18 protein-coding genes and 1 pseudogene are annotated in these 18,492 nt (G+C 74.5%); 1 reads left to right on the top strand and 18 read right to left on the bottom strand.

The window, feature by feature from the left end; translation table 11 throughout:
* Window positions 1-82: 82 nt before the first annotated feature.
* The 5 genes from ADL05_RS19120 to ADL05_RS19100 form a co-directional block, all read right to left on the bottom strand.
* Window positions 83-1,096 (bottom strand): methyltransferase, encoded by a 1,014-nt coding sequence (locus tag ADL05_RS19120; protein ID WP_082376574.1) that lies wholly within the window; start codon window positions 1,094-1,096, stop codon window positions 83-85.
* Window positions 1,097-1,123: 27 nt separating this feature from the next.
* A complete protein-coding gene (locus ADL05_RS19115; protein ID WP_053618360.1) occupies window positions 1,124-2,215 on the bottom strand; it encodes a magnesium and cobalt transport protein CorA in 1,092 nt (363 codons plus the stop codon).
* Window positions 2,216-2,309: 94 nt separating this feature from the next.
* Window positions 2,310-2,957, bottom strand: a complete 648-nt coding sequence (locus ADL05_RS19110; protein WP_053618359.1) for an alpha-ketoglutarate-dependent dioxygenase AlkB — start codon at window positions 2,955-2,957, stop codon at window positions 2,310-2,312.
* Between the two features lie 168 nt (window positions 2,958-3,125).
* Window positions 3,126-4,928 carry a hypothetical protein gene (locus ADL05_RS19105; protein ID WP_053618358.1) on the bottom strand — a complete coding sequence of 601 codons (1,803 nt, stop codon included), beginning with the start codon at window positions 4,926-4,928 and terminating at the stop codon, window positions 3,126-3,128.
* Window positions 4,929-5,087: 159 nt separating this feature from the next.
* The gene (locus ADL05_RS19100; protein WP_082376573.1) at window positions 5,088-6,131 is read right to left on the bottom strand and encodes a DMT family transporter; all 1,044 of its coding nucleotides are present in this window, start codon (window positions 6,129-6,131) and stop codon (window positions 5,088-5,090) included.
* A gap of 71 nt (window positions 6,132-6,202) precedes the next feature.
* On the opposite strand from ADL05_RS19100, the gene ADL05_RS19095 reads away from it, so the two are divergent.
* On the top strand, window positions 6,203-7,126 hold the full coding sequence (locus ADL05_RS19095; RefSeq protein ID WP_053618357.1) for a LysR family transcriptional regulator: 924 nt from the start codon (window positions 6,203-6,205) through the stop codon (window positions 7,124-7,126).
* A 15-nt stretch (window positions 7,127-7,141) separates the two neighbouring features.
* Here the strand turns inward: ADL05_RS19095 and ADL05_RS32300 are convergent, their stop codons facing one another.
* From ADL05_RS32300 to ADL05_RS19035, 13 genes and pseudogenes are all read right to left on the bottom strand, one after another.
* Window positions 7,142-10,429, bottom strand: a complete 3,288-nt coding sequence (locus tag ADL05_RS32300; RefSeq protein WP_053618356.1) for an OmpA family protein — start codon at window positions 10,427-10,429, stop codon at window positions 7,142-7,144.
* A gap of 18 nt (window positions 10,430-10,447) precedes the next feature.
* Entirely contained in the window at window positions 10,448-10,852 is a 405-nt protein-coding gene (locus ADL05_RS19085; protein ID WP_053618355.1) for a pilus assembly protein TadG-related protein, read from the bottom strand.
* Window positions 10,849-11,268, bottom strand: coding sequence for a TadE/TadG family type IV pilus assembly protein (locus tag ADL05_RS19080; protein ID WP_053618354.1), 420 nt, complete (start codon window positions 11,266-11,268; stop codon window positions 10,849-10,851). The genes ADL05_RS19085 and ADL05_RS19080 overlap by 4 nt, the downstream gene beginning before the upstream one ends.
* Window positions 11,265-11,657 (bottom strand): TadE/TadG family type IV pilus assembly protein, encoded by a 393-nt coding sequence (locus tag ADL05_RS19075; protein ID WP_197285854.1) that lies wholly within the window; start codon window positions 11,655-11,657, stop codon window positions 11,265-11,267. The genes ADL05_RS19080 and ADL05_RS19075 overlap by 4 nt, the downstream gene beginning before the upstream one ends.
* 3 nt (window positions 11,658-11,660) lie before the next feature.
* Window positions 11,661-11,831, bottom strand: coding sequence for a hypothetical protein (locus ADL05_RS31195; protein ID WP_197285853.1), 171 nt, complete (start codon window positions 11,829-11,831; stop codon window positions 11,661-11,663).
* A gap of 28 nt (window positions 11,832-11,859) precedes the next feature.
* Entirely contained in the window at window positions 11,860-12,759 is a 900-nt protein-coding gene (locus ADL05_RS19070) for a type II secretion system F family protein (RefSeq protein WP_231640816.1), read from the bottom strand.
* Complete coding sequence (locus tag ADL05_RS19065) at window positions 12,756-13,598, bottom strand: type II secretion system F family protein (RefSeq protein ID WP_053618390.1); 843 nt, start codon at window positions 13,596-13,598, stop codon at window positions 12,756-12,758. Before ADL05_RS19065 ends, ADL05_RS19070 begins: the two co-directional genes overlap by 4 nt.
* Before the next feature lie 20 nt (window positions 13,599-13,618).
* Window positions 13,619-14,989 carry a CpaF family protein gene (locus tag ADL05_RS19060; protein WP_082376572.1) on the bottom strand — a complete coding sequence of 457 codons (1,371 nt, stop codon included), beginning with the start codon at window positions 14,987-14,989 and terminating at the stop codon, window positions 13,619-13,621.
* Window positions 14,986-15,732, bottom strand: a complete 747-nt coding sequence (locus tag ADL05_RS19055; RefSeq protein WP_053618353.1) for a hypothetical protein — start codon at window positions 15,730-15,732, stop codon at window positions 14,986-14,988. Before ADL05_RS19055 ends, ADL05_RS19060 begins: the two co-directional genes overlap by 4 nt.
* Window positions 15,732-16,406, bottom strand: a complete 675-nt coding sequence (locus tag ADL05_RS19050; RefSeq protein WP_053618352.1) for an SAF domain-containing protein — start codon at window positions 16,404-16,406, stop codon at window positions 15,732-15,734. The genes ADL05_RS19055 and ADL05_RS19050 overlap by 1 nt, the downstream gene beginning before the upstream one ends.
* A 23-nt stretch (window positions 16,407-16,429) precedes the next feature.
* Window positions 16,430-17,284, bottom strand: a complete 855-nt coding sequence (locus ADL05_RS19045; protein ID WP_053618351.1) for a hypothetical protein — start codon at window positions 17,282-17,284, stop codon at window positions 16,430-16,432.
* On the bottom strand, window positions 17,278-17,793 hold the full coding sequence (locus ADL05_RS19040; protein WP_053618350.1) for a hypothetical protein: 516 nt from the start codon (window positions 17,791-17,793) through the stop codon (window positions 17,278-17,280). Before ADL05_RS19040 ends, ADL05_RS19045 begins: the two co-directional genes overlap by 7 nt.
* Window positions 17,794-18,278: 485 nt before the next feature.
* A pseudogene (locus ADL05_RS19035) lies at window positions 18,279-18,492 on the bottom strand (DeoR family transcriptional regulator); the annotation flags it as partial.

The raw sequence follows: 18,492 nt of genomic DNA, 5'->3' as shown, positions 1-18,492 counted from the left end.
AGGGCATGCACCCGGGCGGGGACCGCTCCTGCCGACAGCAGGCCGCTCGCACGGACAGCGGTTCCTATCCGGCGGCGGCCCCTCAGCCGGGCAGGGGCGCGGCCACGAGCAGCCGCATCTCCAGGGACAGGTCGGCCACCCGCTCCGTGGTCAGTCCGGCGTCGCGCAGCAGGGACTCGTACTGGTGCTCGGTGCGTTCGGCGCCGGTGGTCATGACCATCATGTGCACGTCGAAGAGGGTCGCCAGCAGAGGGCTCCCGGAGTCGGGCAGGATCCGTTCCAGGATGAGGACGCGCCCGCCCGGTTCCAGCGCCTCCCTGCTGCGGCGCAGGACGGCCCTCGCCTCGTCGTCGGACCAGTTGTGCAGGACGCGGCTGAGGATGTGGACGTCGGCACCGGGGGGCACGGACTCCAGGAAGTCGCCGGCCGCGACCGTGGCGCGCCCGCTCTCCAGGTACGCCGACAGGCGTCGGCGGGCGGCGGGAAGCGCCGTGGGCCGCTCCACGAGGACCCCGCGCAGGTGCGGGGCGTGGTCCAGGACGGTGGCGAGCAGGTCGCCGTCGCCCCCGCCCAGGTCGGCGACCACGCGCGCGTCCGCGAAGTCGTACACGGAGGGCAGGGACGTGCCGAACCGCCCGCCCGCCGCCATCCCGGCGGAGTAGCGGTCGGCGTCCCGCGGATGCTCCGACAGGTAGGAGAAGACGTCGGTGCCGTGGGCGGCCTCGAAGGCGGTCCGCCCGGTGCGCACCGCCTCCTCCAGGCTCCCCCAGGCCTCGGCGAACATGGTGCTGTCGTAGAGCAGCACGAGGTCGTGCAGGCGCGAGGGGTGCTCCCGGTGCAGACAGGCGCCGGTGCCGGTGAGTTCGTACCGGCCCGAGCGGGGCTGGACGACGTCGACCGCGCTCAGCAGCCGCAGCAGCCGGTTCAGCCGGTCGGGGTGGAGCCCGAGCGATCCGGCCAGCTCCTCCGCGTCGGCGGCACCCTCCGCCAGGCGGCCCACCACGCCCAGGCGCACGGCGGCGGCCACCGAGCGGGCCACCCAGGGGCCGGTCATCAGCCGGATCAGTTCGCGGCCGGCGTTCTCGTCGTCGGTCACCGTGTCCCGCCTTCCGGTTCGAGGGTCCTACAACCAGTGGTTGCGCTTGAACACAACGTAGAGGGTGACGCTGGCCAGTGTCATCGCGACCAGGGTGAGCGGCCAGCTGAACGCCCAGTGGAAGCCGCGCTGGGGCGCGATGTTCATCCCGTAGACGGACGAGATGAGGGTGGGCACGACCAGGATGCCGCCCCAGGAGGAGACCTTCTTCATCGCCTCGTTCTGGGCCTGCTGGATGAGGGAGCTGTTGACGGTGAGGATGTTCTGCAGCATCTGGCGGAAGCCGTCGACGCGTTCGCGCACGGCCGTGACGTGGTCGGCGACGTCGCGCACGTAGGCGTGCATGGCCTCGCGGCCGGCGCGGTCGCCGTGGGGCTGGGGCTGGCCCCCTCCGAGCGTCTCCGGGCGCTCCAGTCCGGCCAGGAGTTCGGACAGGACCTCGTCGAGCGGGTCGACCGCCCGCTGGAGGGCGATGACCTGGCGGGAGAGCCGGTAGGTGCGGCGGGAGGCGTCGCGGTCGGCGGCCAGCACCTGCTCCTCGACCTCGTCGATGTCGTCCTGCAGGTCGGAGACGGCGGGCGCGTAGTCGTCCACGACCCTGTCCAGGAAGGCGTAGAGCACGCCCAGGGGGCCGGCGGCCGACAGGCGCGGCGCCTCCTCCAGGCGCTCGCGGACGGCGGCGGTGTCGCCCTGGTCGCTGTGCGCGATGGTGATGACGAAGCGGTGGCCGGTGAAGACGTGGATCTCGCCGACCCGCACGGTCTCCCGCGCGGTGTCGTAGCGCGCCGGGCGCAGGACCACGAAGAGGCCGTCGCGGTAGCGCTCGGCCTTGGGGCGCTGGTGGGCGACGACGGAGTCCTCCACCGCGGGTTTGGGCAGTCCGAACGCGTGGGCGGCCCGGGTGACCTGGTCGGGATCGGGTTCGGTCAGGACGATCCAGGCCGTGAGGCCGGGGTCGACGTCCAGGGCGCGGCGGGCCTCGTCAGGGGTATCGGCCTCGCGCTCGCGGCGGCCGTCGCGGTAGAGCACGGCGCGCACGGTGCCGGGCGAGGCGGGGGCCGCCGCCGCGGCGGCCTCGCTGCCCAGCGCCATCACGCGTTCGGGTGCGGTGTCGGTCATGGCGGCCCCTCGTGTGTGCGGCGTCGACCCGCACGATCCTGGCCCCGGCCGCCGCGCGGTGCGCGCCGACACGCCAGGCGGGCCGCGGGTCGGGTCACGCTCCCCGGGCCCGGATGGTGATGTTGAGCCGCCCGCGCAGGTCCAGGTCCGGTGGCGCGGTTCCCGGCCGGGTGCGCGGGACCCCGTGGTAGGCCAGGCGCGAGGGTCCGCCGAAGACGAACAGGTCGCCGCTGCGCAGTTCGACGTCGGTGTAGGGCCGGGTGCGGGTCTCGGTGTTGCCGAAGCGGAACACGCAGGTGTCGCCGAGGCTCAGGGAGACCACGGGGGCGGGTGAGCGTTCGTCGCGGTCCTGGTGCATGCCCATCCGGGCGTCGGCGTCGTAGAAGTTGACCAGGGCGACGTCGTAGGGGTCGGCGTCGGCCGCGGGCGGCTTTCCGTAGGCGGCCGTCACGGCGCGGACGGCCAGGTCGCCGAGCAGGTCGGGGAAGGGCTGGACCGGGGTGCCGTCGGGCAGGGTGCGGCTGTAGGAGTAGGGAGCCCAGTGCCAGCCCAGGCTGGTCATGCTCACGCTCATGACGCCGCCGCGCGGCATCGCGTGCCGCCGCATGCCCGCGGGGCCCCGGGACCAGTCACGGCAGCGCCGGACCAGGTCGGCCTGGGTGTGGGCCCCGAGCCAGCCGGGCACGTGCACGGCGCCGGGCGCCACCTCCACGGCCGGGGCCCCGAACAACGCGTCGCTCATACCCCCATCGTGGCGCGCGCGGACCCCCGGCGCCAACACGGGTCCGGACGTCCGGAAGCCGGGCCGGGAGCGGCGCGGGCCGGTTCCGCACGCCCCGGCGCCGACCGGAGCCTGGGCCGAGGCCGCCTGGAGCCGGGACCGACACTCCCCCGCCTCCGGGCCCGCGCGTCAGCGCCGGATGAGATCGCGGACGTTGACCACGAACAGCACCACGACCACGATGGCGATCGGGACGGAGATCGCGATGCGCCAGTCGGCGATGAAGGCGGCCACCACGCCCACGATGAGGCCGATCACCACCGCGAGGAACGCGAGCCCGGTGAGGAACTGCAGGAACTTGCGCCGGGCGATGGAGTCGACCGCCGCGAAGGCCACGACGACGCCGAGCATGGCGTACAGCGTGAACGCCCGGTCCAGCAGGAACAGGGGCAGCGCCAGCGAGACCAGGAGCAGCGGCGTGCTCAGGGCCACCCACAGGTGCAGGAAGCGCGTGGTGCGCTGCGAGCCCGAGGCGTAGGGCAGGTGCGGCGCGCGCAGGTGCGCGGTGGGCGGGGGCACCATCGGGGCGTCCGATTCCAGGGCCCGCACGTGGGTGTCACGCTCGTCGGCGGCCAGCACGCGTTCCTCGTAGACCCGCGCCAGCTCCTCCTCCAGCTCGTCGATGCGCTCGGCGTGCTCGCGCGCCCGGGCCCGCGACTGGGCCTCGCGCTCCAGGACCATCCGGGCGGCGTCGAGGCGGCGCAGGTGGTCGCGGCGGCTGATGATGTCGGCGTCGAGTTCGCGGACGCGCTCGTCCAGGCCCCGCACGTGCGCACGCAGTTCGGCGCGGGCGGTGGCCTCGGTGGGCGCGACCTTCTGCAGGCCCACCCAGGCCAGCGGGTCGGCCCAGGAGCGGCGGATGCTGCCGTCGCGTTCGTAGCGGGGGCCGCTGGGCGCGCGCTCGCCGTCGAAGAAGTCGCGGGTGTCGCGTCCCCACAGGCCGCGGAAGCCGCGCAGCCACGGGGTGTCGTCGTCGATGAGGACGGCGTTCCACTCGCGGTCGCCGCCGGGGCCCAGGCGCTCGCCGTCGCCGCGGGCGTAGTCGACGAAGGGCACACCGATGCCGTGCCGGAGGATGGCGCTGTCGGCGCGGAAGATGCGCTGGCTCAGGCGCCGCCAGACGCGGACCAGGCCGCGCAGGACGGCGGGGTCGACCTGGATGAGGTAGTCGCCAGGCAGCATCTGGTGGGAGTGCGATCCGGCGCCGACGTAGATGACGGGGTGGTCGCCCTGCTTGTGCAGGTCGGGGTCGTCCCAGGAGCGGCGCAGGTCGTCGCCCTGGTACTCGTGCGAGGACGCGCCGACCCAGACGGGCCGTACGGTGCCGTCGGGGTTCTCCACGGCGTAGACGGTGACGCGCTCCCAGTCGGCCTCGTGGTCGTTGACGCCGCCGTAGATGGTCCGCCAGTCGTTCATGGCGTAGAAGAACCAGTACTGGAGGATGAGGTAGCCGCCCTCGCGGGTCACCCGGCCGTAGTAGGTGGCGCCGCCGTTGTCCACGCGCTCCCGGTAGCGGGTCACCGCCGCGAAGGTGACGCCGCCGGGCACCGCGCCGCGGATGAGCAGCGAGATCTTCATGAGGATGTCCAGCACGCGGCCCAGGACGCCGACGGCGGCCAGCCGGCCGCTCTTGGGGATGACCGAGCGGGACATCCCCTTGAAGCGCCGCGCCTCCTCGCGCAGCGTCTCCTCCTGGACGAAGCGCAGGTGCTTGTGCCGGTGCGGCCACTCCTCCTCGGCCCCGGCGAGGCGGTCGAGGGTGAGTTCGCCGGCGGGCACGATGACGCGCTCTCCGCCGCCCGGCTCCTCGATCCACAGACTGCAGTTGCGTACGTAGGCGTCCACGTCGGCGGGGAGGAAGAGCTCCCCCTTCGTGCACATGAGCACGGGTTCGTGGGCGCGCAGGAGTTCGAGGTCAGATTTCGCGGCCATGATTCGCACCAAGCTAGTGCATACGCAGACGCGTTCGAGCCGCCCGGGCACCCGTTCGAACGGTGGTGTGCGTCGCGGTGGGCGGTGTGGCGCCGCGGCGGAGTACGCGGGCACCGCCCGATCGGGGGTGCGCCGCCTTGCGCGGCCCGCCCCCGCTGGTCACGGGGCCGAGACCGGTTCCGGAGCGCGGGAGGCGTCCGGTTCCCCGGCACGCCCTCCCGCGCCGCCCCGCTCCTGGTGGTCCGGAACCGCGGCGCCCGGCCTCGCGGAGCCCGTTCCCCCGGCACCCGCCCCGACGGCGTCCGGTTCCCCGCGCACCACCGGGCGGGCGCTGTCCCCGCGCGTGGCGCCCACGCCCGCGACCACCACGAGCGCCATCCCGGCGACCTGCACCAGGGCCGGCGACTGGCCGATGACGACCAGGCCCATGATCAGGCTGGCTCCGGGCTCCATGCTGGAGAACGTGCTGTAGGCGGTCCGGCTCATCCGCTGCAGCGCCATCATCTCCAGCAGGAACGGCACCATGGGGAAGAGGAGGGCGATGCCCAGGGTGAACAGGATGAGGTCCGGGTCGGGCGCGGCGAACACGGCCGGGGCGCCCAGGGGCGCGGAGACCAGGGCACCGACCGTCATCGTCAGCGCCAGGCCGTGCACGGGCGAGAAACCGGCGCCCACCTTCTGGGTGAGGACGATGTAGGCGACCACGCACACCGCGCCCGCGAGCGCGAAACCGACGCCCACGAGATCGAGTTCGCCCAGCCAGGGGCGGGTCAGGCACACCACGCCCACCACGGCGGCCAGGATCCACACCAGCTCCCGGCGGCGGCGCATCGCGGCGACGGCCACCACGAGGGTGCCCAGGAACTCGATGGAGGTCGCGGTGCCCAGCTCGATCCGCGCCGTCGCCTCGGAGTAGAACAGCATCATCCCCGCGCTCGCTGTGCCCAGGATCACCACGGCTCCCAGCTCGCGCCGGCTCGCGGCACGCACGGCGCGCCACAGCGAGGGCCCGCCCAGGAGCAGGAGGAGCAGCGCGGCCCAGGTGAGGCGCAGCCACGTGACCGTGGCGGGCCCCGCGTGGGCGAAGGCGGTGACCGCCAGCGCGCTGCCGGTGTGCAGGGTGAACATGCCGATGAGCAGCATGACGGGCGCCGGTACCCGGTCGGGGGCACGGCGGAGCGAGGGAGTCAGGGAGCGGATCACCCGACCATTGGACCGACACGATTCGTTTCTGTCCACGGACCGATGGTTGATGAACCGTGTAGTTTTGGTGGATGGATTTCACCCGGCTGCGCCTACTCGTCGAACTCGACCGACTCGGCACCATGGCGGCTGTGTCCGAGGTCACAGGGATGAGCACGTCGGCGGTCTCCAAACACTTCGCCGTCCTGGAGAAGGAGGCCCGCGTCCCGCTCATCGTTCCCGACGGCCGCCGGGTCCGGCTGACGCCGGCCGGCCGGCGCCTGGCGGAGCACGCCGTGGAGATCCTCGCGCGGGTGGAGCAGGCCCAGGCGGAGTTCGACGGCGAGGGCGAGCCCGTCGGACGCGTCGACCTGGTCATGTACACGAGCGCGGCGCCCGTGGTGCTGCCCGCGCTGCGCCGGCTGCGCGAGGACCACCCGGGGATCGACATCCGGCTGACCGAGCACGAGTCCGATCAGGCGCTCACGCTCCTGCAGGACGGCGGCGCCGATCTCGGGATCGTCTACCAGTACAGTATTCTCCCCCGAGATTTTCCGGGAACACTGTCCGTTCACCCAGTGGGCACCGAGGGTCTCCTTCTGGCCCAGCCCTCTGGGGACGGCGACAGCCGCACCCTGACCCGGCGCAAGCTCCGCGAGTTCGCGCACGCGTCCTGGATCGCCAGCCCCTACCGGGGCGACGAGGAGGCGCTGATCCGGCGGATGTGCGCCGACGCCGGGTTCATCCCGCGCATCGCGCACCGCATCGACAACCTGCGGCTGTTCGAGGACCTGGTGGCGGCGCGGTCGGGCGTGGGGGTGGTGCCCCGGCTCACGGCGGAGACCCGTCGCGGTGTCGCGCACGCACCCCTGGGCGAGGTGGGCGGGGTGCGCCAGGTCTACCTGGCGGGGCGGACCGGCAACTGGGCCTGGCGCCCCATCCGCCTGGTGGCCCGCTACCTGCACGAGTCCGCCACGGGCATCCTGGACGACGTCCCGCCACTGGATCTGGGGTAGCTGCCGCCGCCGGGGTCAGGTCTTCTCCTTGGGGCGCCACGTCCTGCCCCGGCCCGCCTTCCTGGGCTTGCCCGGCAGCGGCCTGCTGGGTGTTCCGGCGTCCTCCTGCGACTCCTCGGGCGCGGCCTGGGCCGGTGCCTGGGACCGGGCTTGGGCTTGGGACCGGGTGGCGGAGGCGCCGGTGCCGCGTTCGCGGGCCGTGGTCTCCTTCTGGCCGGTCGTCCGTCCGGTGCCGCCCTGGCCCGTCGTGGAGGCGGGCCCGCCCTGGGTGGCGGACTCGACGGCCGGTTCGCGCCACGGGGACGGCTCTGTGTCCGGGGGCGCGTCCGCGGGGCGGGCGGGCTCGGCCCGGCGGAAGTCACCCGCACGCCGGTCCGGCCGCGTTCGGCCGGTTCGTGGTCCGCGCGCGGGACCGGCGGCACGCGAGGGCTCGGGCGTCGCGCCTACCGCGGGGGTGGGACCGGAGGACGCGGGATCCTGTGCGGGCAGGCGCTCCCCGGTGCCATCGGCCGGGGCGGGCGCGGGTCGCCGCGCCTGCGTCGGGGGCGCGGAGGCGGTGGTGTCCGGCACGGGCGCCTTCTCCTCCGCCGCCCCCGCGACTTCGTGGTCCTCGGACCTGGGCTCGGGCGCAGGAGCGAAGGCATCCCAGCCAGTGCCGACCATGGCCCCGGGCTCGGCCCCGGGCGTGTGCGCGGGCACCTCCTCCGCCGATGCCGTCCCGGACGCAGGACCGTCCGCGGCTTCGGATACGGCCTCGGATACGGGCTCAGGATCGGGTACTGCCCCGGACCCCCTTTCGGGCGCGTCTCCACGGGGCCCGCCTACTGCCCCGGACGCGGGTGCGGGCACATGCGCGGGTGCCTCCTCGTCCAGCGCCCCTCCGGATGCGGGACGCTCCGCCGCCTCGGGCTCTGTCCCGGCTTCGGCCCCGGGCTCGGGAACCTCCGCCTCGGACACATCTCCGAACGAGGGACGCTCCGCCGCCTCGGACGCGGGCGCGTCCCCACGAGCGCCGTCCGCTGCCCCAGGCGCGGACGCCTCCTGCTCCTTCGTCCCTACGAGTACGGGACCCTCGGCGACCTCGGGCGCGGGCGCGGATTCAGCCCCGGACACGGGCGCGTTCTCACCGGCACCGTCCGCCGACCCGCTCTCAGGCGCGGGCGTCCCCTTCTCCGATGCCTCCGCGAGCACGGGGTCCTCCCCGGCCCCGGTCACCGCTGGGGACGTCTGCGATTCCTCGTCGTGCGCGTGCCGCGACTCGGTTCGCGCATCGGTGCCGGGGTCGGCGGCGAGCCGCCCGGGCGCACCGAACTCCGGAACGCCCTCCCAGGCGGCGTTGCGCTCGGTGTCGTCTGATTCCGACGCCGGGTCGGCTCCCACCCCCGTCTTCTCGATCGTGCCGAGTTCGGGGACGCCCTCCCAGAAGGCGTTCGGCTCGGCGTCGTCGTTCTCGACCAGCGAGTCCCAGAACCCGGACAGCGCCACCGCCTCGGCGGGCGTCCGACGCCGCGCGGGCTGCGGCGCGGGCTCGGCCGCCGCCTCGGTCGCCTCGTCCTCCCGCGGGAAGCGCGCGTCCGCGACGGGCCGCGAGTGGCGGTGGGCGCGGATCGCCCGGAGCACCTCGTCGCTGTCGCTCCCCGGCCAGGAGTGGTGGAAGATCGGGGTGAGCGGCGTGCTGGTCTCGGTGATGAGGCCGTCCTCCTCGACCACGCAGCTCCCGCCGAGCGGCCATCGTCCGAGCAGGACCGCGCTGATACCGCGGTGCTGCCCGTGCAGCAGCAGCGCGGACAGCGCCAGCTCGTGCTCCGGGGCGGGCCGCGCGACGAGGACCAGCGGAGCGGGCGCGTCAGTCGTCAGCGCCTCGTCGGAGGCCTGGTGCAGTTCGTGTTGGAGCACCGCGAGCGCCTCCGGCATGCCCGCGACCATCCGCACGGGCTCGCACGGATGCTGGCCGAGCAGTTCCCGGCCGCGCTCACCGATGAGCCACCCGGTGTCGGCCTCGGTGATCACCACGCGCGCCGCCCCCGCTCCCGGTGCGTCGAGCGCGTTGACCAGCAGTCGTCGGGCCGCGCCCATCATGCCCGCGCCCGTGAGGCCGATCCCGGGCACGTGGCCCAACTCCACGCTCACGCGGTCGTCGATCTCGTCCCCGGGAGTCGGCCGCGGCGGCACGGGCGGCAGCGCGAGCCGGGCGGACCCGGGGGTGAACGGCAGCCGGGGACGCGGCAGCGACAGCACGGCCCTGGGCAGGCGCACCCCACCCTTCGCGAGAACGTAGCCGCCGACCACGCCCGCGAACGCCGCGGAGGCGGTGACCGCGTGGTCGGGCACCTCCAGGACCACGACGCGGTCCTCCTCCGGCTCCCCTTCGGTCTCCTCGTCCTGCGTGTCCGGCTGCGACACCGACGTCAGGGCGACCTCCTCCCCCCGCTCCTCGGCCCCGTCCGCGCCGACCTCCTCCCCCGGCTCCTCGGCCCCGGGTTCCTCGGCCTCCTGCGGTACCGGTTCGGGCGGGCCGGTCCGGACCGTGTAGACGAGTTCGGCCCTGCGCTGGTCCGCGTGGTCCCCCTCGCGCTGCTCACTCGAACCGGCGCCCTCGACCGTCGTCTCCGGGGCGCGGTCGCCGAGTTCGGCGGCGAGGTGGTCGGCGACCGCCTGCGCCCTGCGTTCGGACAGCTCCTGGTTGGTGCGCGCGTCGCCCGTCGGATCGGTGTGCCCGGTGACCAGGACGGGCGCGTCCGGGTCGCCGTGGTCGCGCAGCAGGTCCACCACCGGGGCCAGGTCCGCGCGCATCACCTCGGTCAGTTCCGCCGACCCGGTCGCGAACCCCGCGACCACGCGTTCGCGTTCGACACCGCGCGGCCCCTCCTCCGCGTCCGGCGCGGACGCCGGACCGCCGTCCCCGTCCCCCGCGCCGGGCGCCTCCTGGCCTCCCGTCTCGTGCTCACCGGTGACGGTGTCGGCCAGCGCGTAGGTCGGCGCGACCACGCTCGCGCCGACGGCGGTGGCCGCGACGACCTGCAACGGACCCAGCGGTCGCAGCAGGCCGGGGGTCCCGCGCACGCGCGCCGCGCCCTCCACCACGAGCCCCGCCAGGTACAGGCCCCACAGGGCCCACAGCGCGACGATCAGGAGCGCGGCGCCCAGTCCGGGCGGCAGCCGCAGTCCGCGCAGGTGGACCAGGGCGCCAGACCACGACAGGTCGAGCTGCGGCCACGACAGGTGCCACACGAGGAGGTAGGGAATCCCGAGCAGGACCACCGTCGCGAGGGCGATCGCGCTCGGCTTGCGAAGTCGTGACATGGCCGCCTCACTGAACGACTAGGGGGTGGGCTGCGTGTAGGGGCGGGCGCTGGCGGTGGACTCGGTCGTGGTCGTGCCCAGGGGCAGGAGGGTGAAGGTGTAGGGCACCTGGGCGGTCACGGTCACCGTGTCGCCGTCCACGGTCACACTGCCCGTGGCGCCGGAAGCGCTGAGGAAGCCCTGGGCGGCGGCGGCCGCGGCGGCGGAGTCCAGCCGCACCGTCTCCCCGCCCTCGCGGTAGGCGGCCCAGTCCAGCTGCTGGGTGCCCAGCCGTGCGGCCTCCTGGGAGAGCGTCAGGGCCTGGGTGTGGCTGCGCAGTAGTCCGCCGCCGTCGAAGACCAGGCCGAGGCAGAACACGAACGCGGTGGTCAGGACGACGACGAACGCCGTCGCCTGGCCGTCGTCGGACCGGGGGCCGCTCACGGCCGCCCCCGGAAGGTGTCCACGGCCACGGTCGCGCTTCCCTGGATCGTGACGCTGCCGGGCACGCCGAGCCCGGACAGGTCGTCCAGGCCGACCTGGCAGTCCAGTACGGCCGTCACGGAGCCGCCGGGTTGGAGGCCGCCGTGGTCGAGGGCCAGCGTGTGGTCCGAGCACGTCAGTCCCGAGGCGGCCAGGCTCTGCCCGGCGATGCCGTGGGCCCCGGCCTCGGCCGCGGGGACGGACCGCTCCAGCGAGGCGGCGCGCGCGGCGGCGTGGGCGGCCTCGTCGGCGATCGCACCGGCGCCCACCACGCGCCCGGTCAGGATCATCAGCAGGGCGAAGCTGATCATCATCGGCGTGAGCAGGGCCAGTTCGACCGAGGCCGCTCCCCGGTCGTCCTTGTGCTCGCTCTTCACGGTCGTACTCCCGTCTGCGGCTCCGGTGGCACGAAGCGCTCCACCGGTACGGACAGTTCCTGGCGCACCGGCCAGGTCAGTCCGGGGATGAGTGAGGTCACGCGCGCCTCCACCACCGCCCGGACCTCGGTCTCGCCGCGCTCGACCGTGACGCTGCGCTCGACCAGCAGCGATCCGCCGAGTTGGTCGGCGACCGCCTCGGCCCCCGCCTGGCCGCCCGCGGCGTCGGCGGTACGGGCGGCCTCCGCGGACTGGCGTGCGATGGCGGCGGCCAGGTGGTCGCCGTGCGCCCACAGGGCCGTCTGGATGACGAAGAGCATCAGGAGCAGGAGCAGCGGGGTGGCGACGGCGATTTCGGCGCTGCCCTGGTCGTCATCGGGGGAGGCCATCGCTCAGAGCGTGATGCTGTCGGCGTAGGTCTGCACGGTCTCGGAGATCGCCGCCACCGCGCCCGCGGCCATGAGCACCAACAGGGCGATCACCACGACCGTCTCGGTCGAGTAGCCGTGGTCGTCGCGCGGCAGGCCCAGACGGGTGCGGAGGAAGGAGGTGATGCGTTTCATCGGGGAGCTCCCAGGGGTCGGAAGGATGTCAGAGACTGAACAGGACGTGGCTCAGGGCCGGGTAGCCGAGCAGGACGAGGAAGCCGGCGAAGAGCAGGACGACGGGCAGGCTCATCCGCTCGGTGTCGGACTGGGCGTCGGCGTCCAGGTCGGCGAGGAACTGCGTGCGCAGGGTCTTGGCCTTGGCGGCGAGCGAGGAGCGGATACGCGCCCCGTCGGCGCCCGCGAGCTGCAGGCTGGCGGCGAGTTCGTCGAACTCGGGGGTGTCGTAGCGCTCCCCGAGGTCGCGCAGCGCCGTCCAGGGCGGTCGGCGCCGCAGCGCGGCGTCGCGCAGGGCCTCGCGGATGCGGACCATGGCCCACCCGTCGCCCGCGGACCCGGCGTCGGTCAGGGCCCCGTTGACGCCCGCTCCCCCCGCGAGGGAGACCACGACGAGGTCGGCGAACGCGGCCAGGGTGTGCCGCATGCGCTCACGGAGCTTGCGCGCCTCGTCCCGCAGGGCCAGGTCGGGGGCGAACCAGACCACGAGGGCGAAGACGCCCCATCCCAGGGCGGCGTAGCCGGTCGGCAGGTTCACGCCCGCCACGCCGAGGAGCAGGCCCAGGACCGGCGGCACCGTCACGGCCAGGACCACTCCGGTGGCCTTCTCGGCCAGGAAGGCGGCCGGGTCGCGTTCGCAGATCTCCAGGTCGCGCAGCGTGCGGGTCCGGGGCAGGCCGAGCCCGGCCAGGAGCGGCACCCCGAGCGCGCCCAGGCGTGAGAGCGGACCGGTGCTCCGGTCGCGGACCGGTGCCGTGGGGGCGGGCGGCCGGGCGGCGAGGCGCTCGGCGAGGGTGGGTCCGGCGAAGCGCACGGCCAGCAGCAGCCACAGGCCCAGTCCGACGAGGGCTCCGGCCGCGGCGGCCGCCAGGATCGAGTCGGGTATCACGCCACCGCCTCCGTCTCGCGCGGGGCGCCCGCTGAGAGCACCCGCGGTCCGAGTTTGGGCCGCGACAGCCGGACCAGCCAGGCCAGGGCGGCCGCCCACAGGGCGCCGATGGCGGCGAGCACGGTCTGGCCGAGCACGCCGTCGAAGGGGTCCAGGTAGTCGGGGCTGAACAGCAGCATGAGCACGGCCATCCCCAGGGTGACCGCGATGATGATCCGGGTGGAGGTGCGCACGCGCGCACGCCCGGCCGCCGCCCGCACCAGCATCGCGGCCTGTTCGCGCGCGGCCTCGGCGAGGCTGCCCAGGAGGACGCCCAGGTCGGTGGCGTGCCGCGAGGTCGCGCTGCTCAGCGCCGCGGCGACCAGGTCGGCGGTGGGGTTGTCGACGTCGTCGGCGAACCGCCGCAGCGCGGTCTGGGGCGGTGTCCCCTGGCGCAGCGCGTCGGTGAGGCGGACGACGTCGGCCCGCACCGGCTCGGGCGCGATGGGGATGGTGGCGGCGATGGCCTGGTGGAGTCCGGCGGCGCCCGCCATGAGGTCGCGCAGCATCTCCGTCCACGCCGCGACCGCCTCGATCCCGGCCACCTGCCGTTCGTGGTGGCGGTCGGGTCCGAGCATGAGGGGCGCCCACCAGGCGCCCGCGGCGAGCAGGATCCCGGCGACCGGCCATCCGGTGGCGAACCAGACGAGGGCGCCCACGCCCACCGAGGCGGCCAGGCGGGCGGGCCGGTGCCGTTCGAGCAGCGCGGTGCGCAGGCGGGCGGGGCGAGTCGCGTCCCGGGGCGGGACCAGGGAGGCGAGGGCGATCCACACCCCCGCTCCGGCGAAGGCGCCGCACATGGCGACGAGGAGGGTCGGGGTCACGAGAACGGTCCCCCCACGCTCACGTCGGTGTGCAGCAGGCCGGCGTCGAACCCGGCGTCGACCAGGGCGTCCAGGGTGTCGGGGCTGGGCGGCGCCGCGGGCAGGCGCTCGCCCGTGCGGGCCCGGCGGTAGATCTCGTTGGAGACCACGTTCTGCCCCTCGGCGCCCACGACCTCGCGGACGCTGGTCACGCGGCGCCCGCCGGTCGGAACCGCCGAGACGTGCACCACCAGGTGGACGGCCGCGGCGACCAGGGAGGCCGTGGCCTCCAGGGGCAGGCGTTCGGCCGACTGGGCGGCGTAGGCGCCCAGCTTGGTGAAGGCGCCCGAGGAGTCGGCGGCGTGCAGCGTGGTCAGGCTGCCGTCGTTGCCCTGGCTCATCGCGTTGAGCAGGGGGACGGTCTCCTGCCCGCGCGTCTCACCGACGATGACCCGGTCGGGGGACATGCGCAGCGCGGTGCGCACGAGGTCGGCGATGGTGATCTCGCCGACGCCCTCGATGTTGGCCGGGCGCGCCTGGAGGGCGACGCAGTCGGGGTGGGCGTCGGTGTCGCGGTCCAGCCCGAGCTCGAAGACGTCCTCGATGGTGACGAGGCGTTCGGTGGCGGGGATCTCCGAGGCCAGGGCCCGCAGCAGGGTGGTCTTGCCCGCGCCGGTGCCTCCGGTGACGACCGTGTTGCGCCGGGCCAGCACGGCGGCGCGCAGCAGCCTGACCAGGAACGGGTCGAGGGTGCCGAGCTTGCGCAGCCGTTCCAGGGAGGTGCGGCTGTGGCGGTGGCGGCGGATGGACACCGACGGCTGGCGGGCGACCTCCATGACGGCGTTGAGCCGCTCGCCCCCGGGCATCGGCATGTCCAGGATCGGGGCGCCCGGGTCGAAGCGGCGCTCGCCGGTGGCCGACTCTGCGGCGATGCGCCGGACCAGCGCGACGAGGCTGTCGGGGTCGTCGAACAGCGGCGGCCGCTGCTCGCGGCGCCCGTCGGCGTAGCGGACCCACACGCTGGAGCCGTTGACGTTGATGTTCTCGATCTCGGGGTCGTCGAGCAGCGGTTGGAGGGGGCCGAGGCCGCAGACCTGGGCGATGGCGCGGCGGGAGATGCCCGCCTCGGCGGCCGGGGAGAGCACGGGCCGACCCGCGGACAGGGCCTCGCTGGCGGCCTCGTCGAGGATGCGCGCGATGACGCGTTCGGCCTCGCGCCGGTAGTCGGCGGCACCGATCTCGGTGTTCTCGCGCAGCAGTTCACTGAGTCGGCGGGTGGCCTCGGCCGCTGTCCACTCCACCCACTCGTCCTGGCGTTCGGTGGCACCGGAATCCAGGTCGAGGGGCTGGGTGGGGTTCTTCTCGAACATCTCGTCGATCCTGCTCATACAGCGACCTCCGTGTGCTCGCGCGGCGACGCCGCGTCCTGGACGAGTGCGTGGGACAGGGACGCCGCCGCGCGGAAGAGGGGTCGGCGCTCGGGGCGGCGCAGCCCCTTCTCCCCGCGGAGGAAGGCGGCGCCGGCGCGGTCCTCGGGGATCCGGCCCCAGACGGGGACGCCCACGGCCCCGGCGATCTCGGAGGTGGAGCCCCGGCCCCCGGTGATGACGGTCCGCAGCCCGGGCAGGGTCTCGAAGAGGTAGGCCGCCGACTCCTGGACGCGGCGCAGCTGGGCGAGGTCGTCCCCGGCCAGCAGGAGCGCGGTGTCGGCCTGGGCGGCCAGGTGGGCGGTGGCGGTGCGGGGGGCGAGCCGCCCGAGGTCGAGGACGGTCACGGGCCCGGGCGCGGCGGCGAGTGCGGCGGTGTTCTGGGCGAGGAGCCGGACGGCGCCGTCCGCGCGGTCGGGGGAGGCCGGTGCCGGGCAGACGGGGAGTCCGCCCGGAAGAATCTGGGCGTGCTCGGCGGGACCGGCGCCGTATCCGCCGTCCGCTCCGTGGCGCAGGGCGGCCGCGAGGTCGGTCAGTCCCGGCGAGGTCTGGAGTGTGCGCCAGGTGCCGATGTCACCGCCCGAGGCGTCGGCCTCGACCAGAACGGCGCCGGTGTCCCCGGGCCAGACGGCGGCCAGGGCCATGGCGGCCAGGGTGACGCCGGGTGCGCCGCCGAGCGAGAACAGGGCCACGGTCCGGGTCATCAGGCGCCTCCCCTGGGCGGGACCTGGACGACGGCGACGCTCTCCGTCGCGGCGGCGGCGGAGATGCGGGCGGCGTCCAGGGCGGCGACGGCGAGTTCGACGATCACCGACCCGTCGGTGGCGGAGGGCTCCACGCTCTGGACGCGGGCGGGGTAGGCCTCGGCTCCGTCCTGCGAACCCTCGCCCCCGGCCTCCTCGGTGAAGACCACGACCGACACCGCCGATCCGGGCTGGAGGGAGGCGGGGAAGCGCCCGGGCTGGAGGGAGGCGCCCACGACCGCCTCCTCGGCGGCGGGGTAGGCCGCGTCGGGGCCCAGAGCGGTGCCGGACAGGACGGAGCCGTCCGCGACGGGCACGGTGAGCGGGCGGCCGATGACCTGTTCCAACTCCTGCTCGCCGATGACGGAGACCCCGTCGGCCACGGTCATCCGGACGACTCTGAGGTCGCCGGCGCCCACCACGTGCCCGGCGGGCAGGTCGCCCTCGGCGACCAGGACCCCCTGGCGCTGGTCCAGCCGTTCGACCGCGGTGACGCCCGCCAGGGCTCCGGTCGTGGCCAGGGCCAGGCCCAGGACCAGCCAGCGCCATCGCCGCGGCCCGCTGCCCAGGAGCCGGACCGGCGGCGCCGGGCTCGGTCGGGTGCGGCTCGCCGGGCCGGTGCTCGTACCCACCATGTCGTCTCCACTGCCTTCCAGAGTCAGCGGCCGGAGCCGGAGACCAGTCCTTGTGCTTCCTCGACCGTGACGGCGACCTCGGAGGAGGTCGCGGCGGTACCGAGCGTGCCGTTCGTTCCGTCGGAGAACTCCCAGGAGATCTCCCAGTTGATGGCCGCGGTGACCGTGTAGGCGCCGCCGTCCTGGGTGCCGGAGGCCCGGGTGTAGACGTGGCCACAGTCGGGCGACTCCGACGCCGGGTCGTGCGCGGCCGGGTCGTACGGAGTGCCCGATCCCTCGCAGACGATCTCCGTCCCGTCGCCCATGGTCCAGCGGATGCCGGAGGGGACGGCGGTGACCGTCATCGACAGGCCGGGGACCTCGGCCGTGGCCGTGGCGTCCGCCCAGTCCTCCTCCTCGACCCACAGCCAGACCGGAGTGTGCACGAGCACGAGGCCGTCGGCGTCAGGCGAGGTGCTGATCTTCGGCGCGGGGAGTTCGAAGGCCGCGATGGCCTCCTGGATCGCGGTCGTGGCATCGGTGGCCGGCCCGCCCTCTTCGCCGCCCTCGCCCTCTCCGCCGCTGTAGTCGACGGAGTCCCAGTCGATCGCGTCCCAGTCCACGGCGTTCTCCCAGTCGATCGCGTCCCAGTCGACGTGGTCGTAGGGTCCGGGCACGGAGGGAGTCGCCCCCGTCCCGCCGGAACCGGGGGTACCGGGCGCCCCGGGGGTACCGCCCTGTTCCTGCGACCAGCGCAGCATGATCGAGCACCCGGGGCCGCCGGAGCCGCCGCACTCGACCTGGCCCAGGAAGGACCCCGGGTCGGCGCCCGCGGGGGGCGGCGCGACCAGAACACCCACGAGGACCGCGAGTGAGGCCGTACCTGTCCGTTTCAGCATGTTCCCGGCTCCCAGATGCGAAGGTCGGACACGCGCCAGGCGAGTCCGTCGTGTACGAGTACGGCGTCCACCCGGCGCGGTTCCGCCGACGCGGCCTGCGCGGACAGGCGCCATGAGGAGTCATCGAGGCAGTCGGTGACCTGGGCGCGGTCGGTGGACTCGATCAGCACCTCGGGGTCCAGGGCGGGCTCACCGGAGACGTCGGAACCGGTCCGGCGCGCGTCCTCCAGCGCCTGGGTCATCAGGACCAAGGCACCGTCGACGGCATGGCGTTCGAGTTCGGCGGAGGCGCCGGTCCCCTCGTGGGACGCGGTGACCACCGCCTCCCACATGCCGGTGTAGGCGGTGAGCACGGCGGCCTCGTCGTCCGCGGCCGAGGCCGTCGGGGACGGATCCGGCGCGTCGGCCGCCTCCTCGGCGGCCGACGCGCACCCGGTGGGCAGGAGGAGCGCGATGAGGCATCCCGCGGCCACCGCGCCACGGGGGGCGGTCGAGACCCTGGACCTCATCGCGGACGCCTTCCGTTCGGTGGGGGTTCCACTGCCGTGGACTCGGACGTGGCGGGGTCGGCCGATCAGCCGCGACGCCGTCGCGCGCCGCCGCGGAACGCCGTCCTCCGGCGGGGCGGAACGGCGGTCGTTCGAGGGGCGCCGACCCGTCCGACCGGCCCTTTCGCGGGGCGATGGACGGGCTCCGCACGACCCGCGCCCGCGACCACATCCCGTGCGGATCATGTGGACTTCATTGGTTTTGATTGACTTTATAGCAGGGTTTGACCCTCGACAAGCCCCTCCCCCACCTCCCCAAACCCTGTGTTCACAGAGATGCGCTCACTATTTCACTCGTGGGCCACCGGGCAAGCCAAGCACACACGAAACCACATAGGAGGCACGACGAAGAGAGGATCATCCGATGTTTCCTTGCCGCGCGGGGCCCGGGGCAGGCGGAACCCGGGTGCCCTCCCCGCCTCAGGAGGGCGCTCGCGGACCGGCGCTCAGGCCCGCACCACGCGCAGGACGCGGGTGGCCAGGCGTGCGGCCGGTTCCGGGCCGAGTTCGGTGCCGGTGATGAGGCAGTCGGCATCGCCCAGGGCAGCGAAGCGCGACATGCGGTCGTGGTCGATACGGGTGTGCTCGGCCAGGACCACGACCGTGCGGGCGGCGTCCATGAGCGCCCGCTTGCTCCTCCCCTGAACCGGGTCGACGCTG

This window comes from Nocardiopsis sp. NRRL B-16309, from assembly GCF_001279585.1.
GTDB lineage: Bacteria > Actinomycetota > Actinomycetes > Streptosporangiales > Streptosporangiaceae > Nocardiopsis.
The sequence above is the reverse complement of the archived record's forward strand: the minus strand, read 5'-3'. Positions and strand labels throughout refer to the sequence as shown.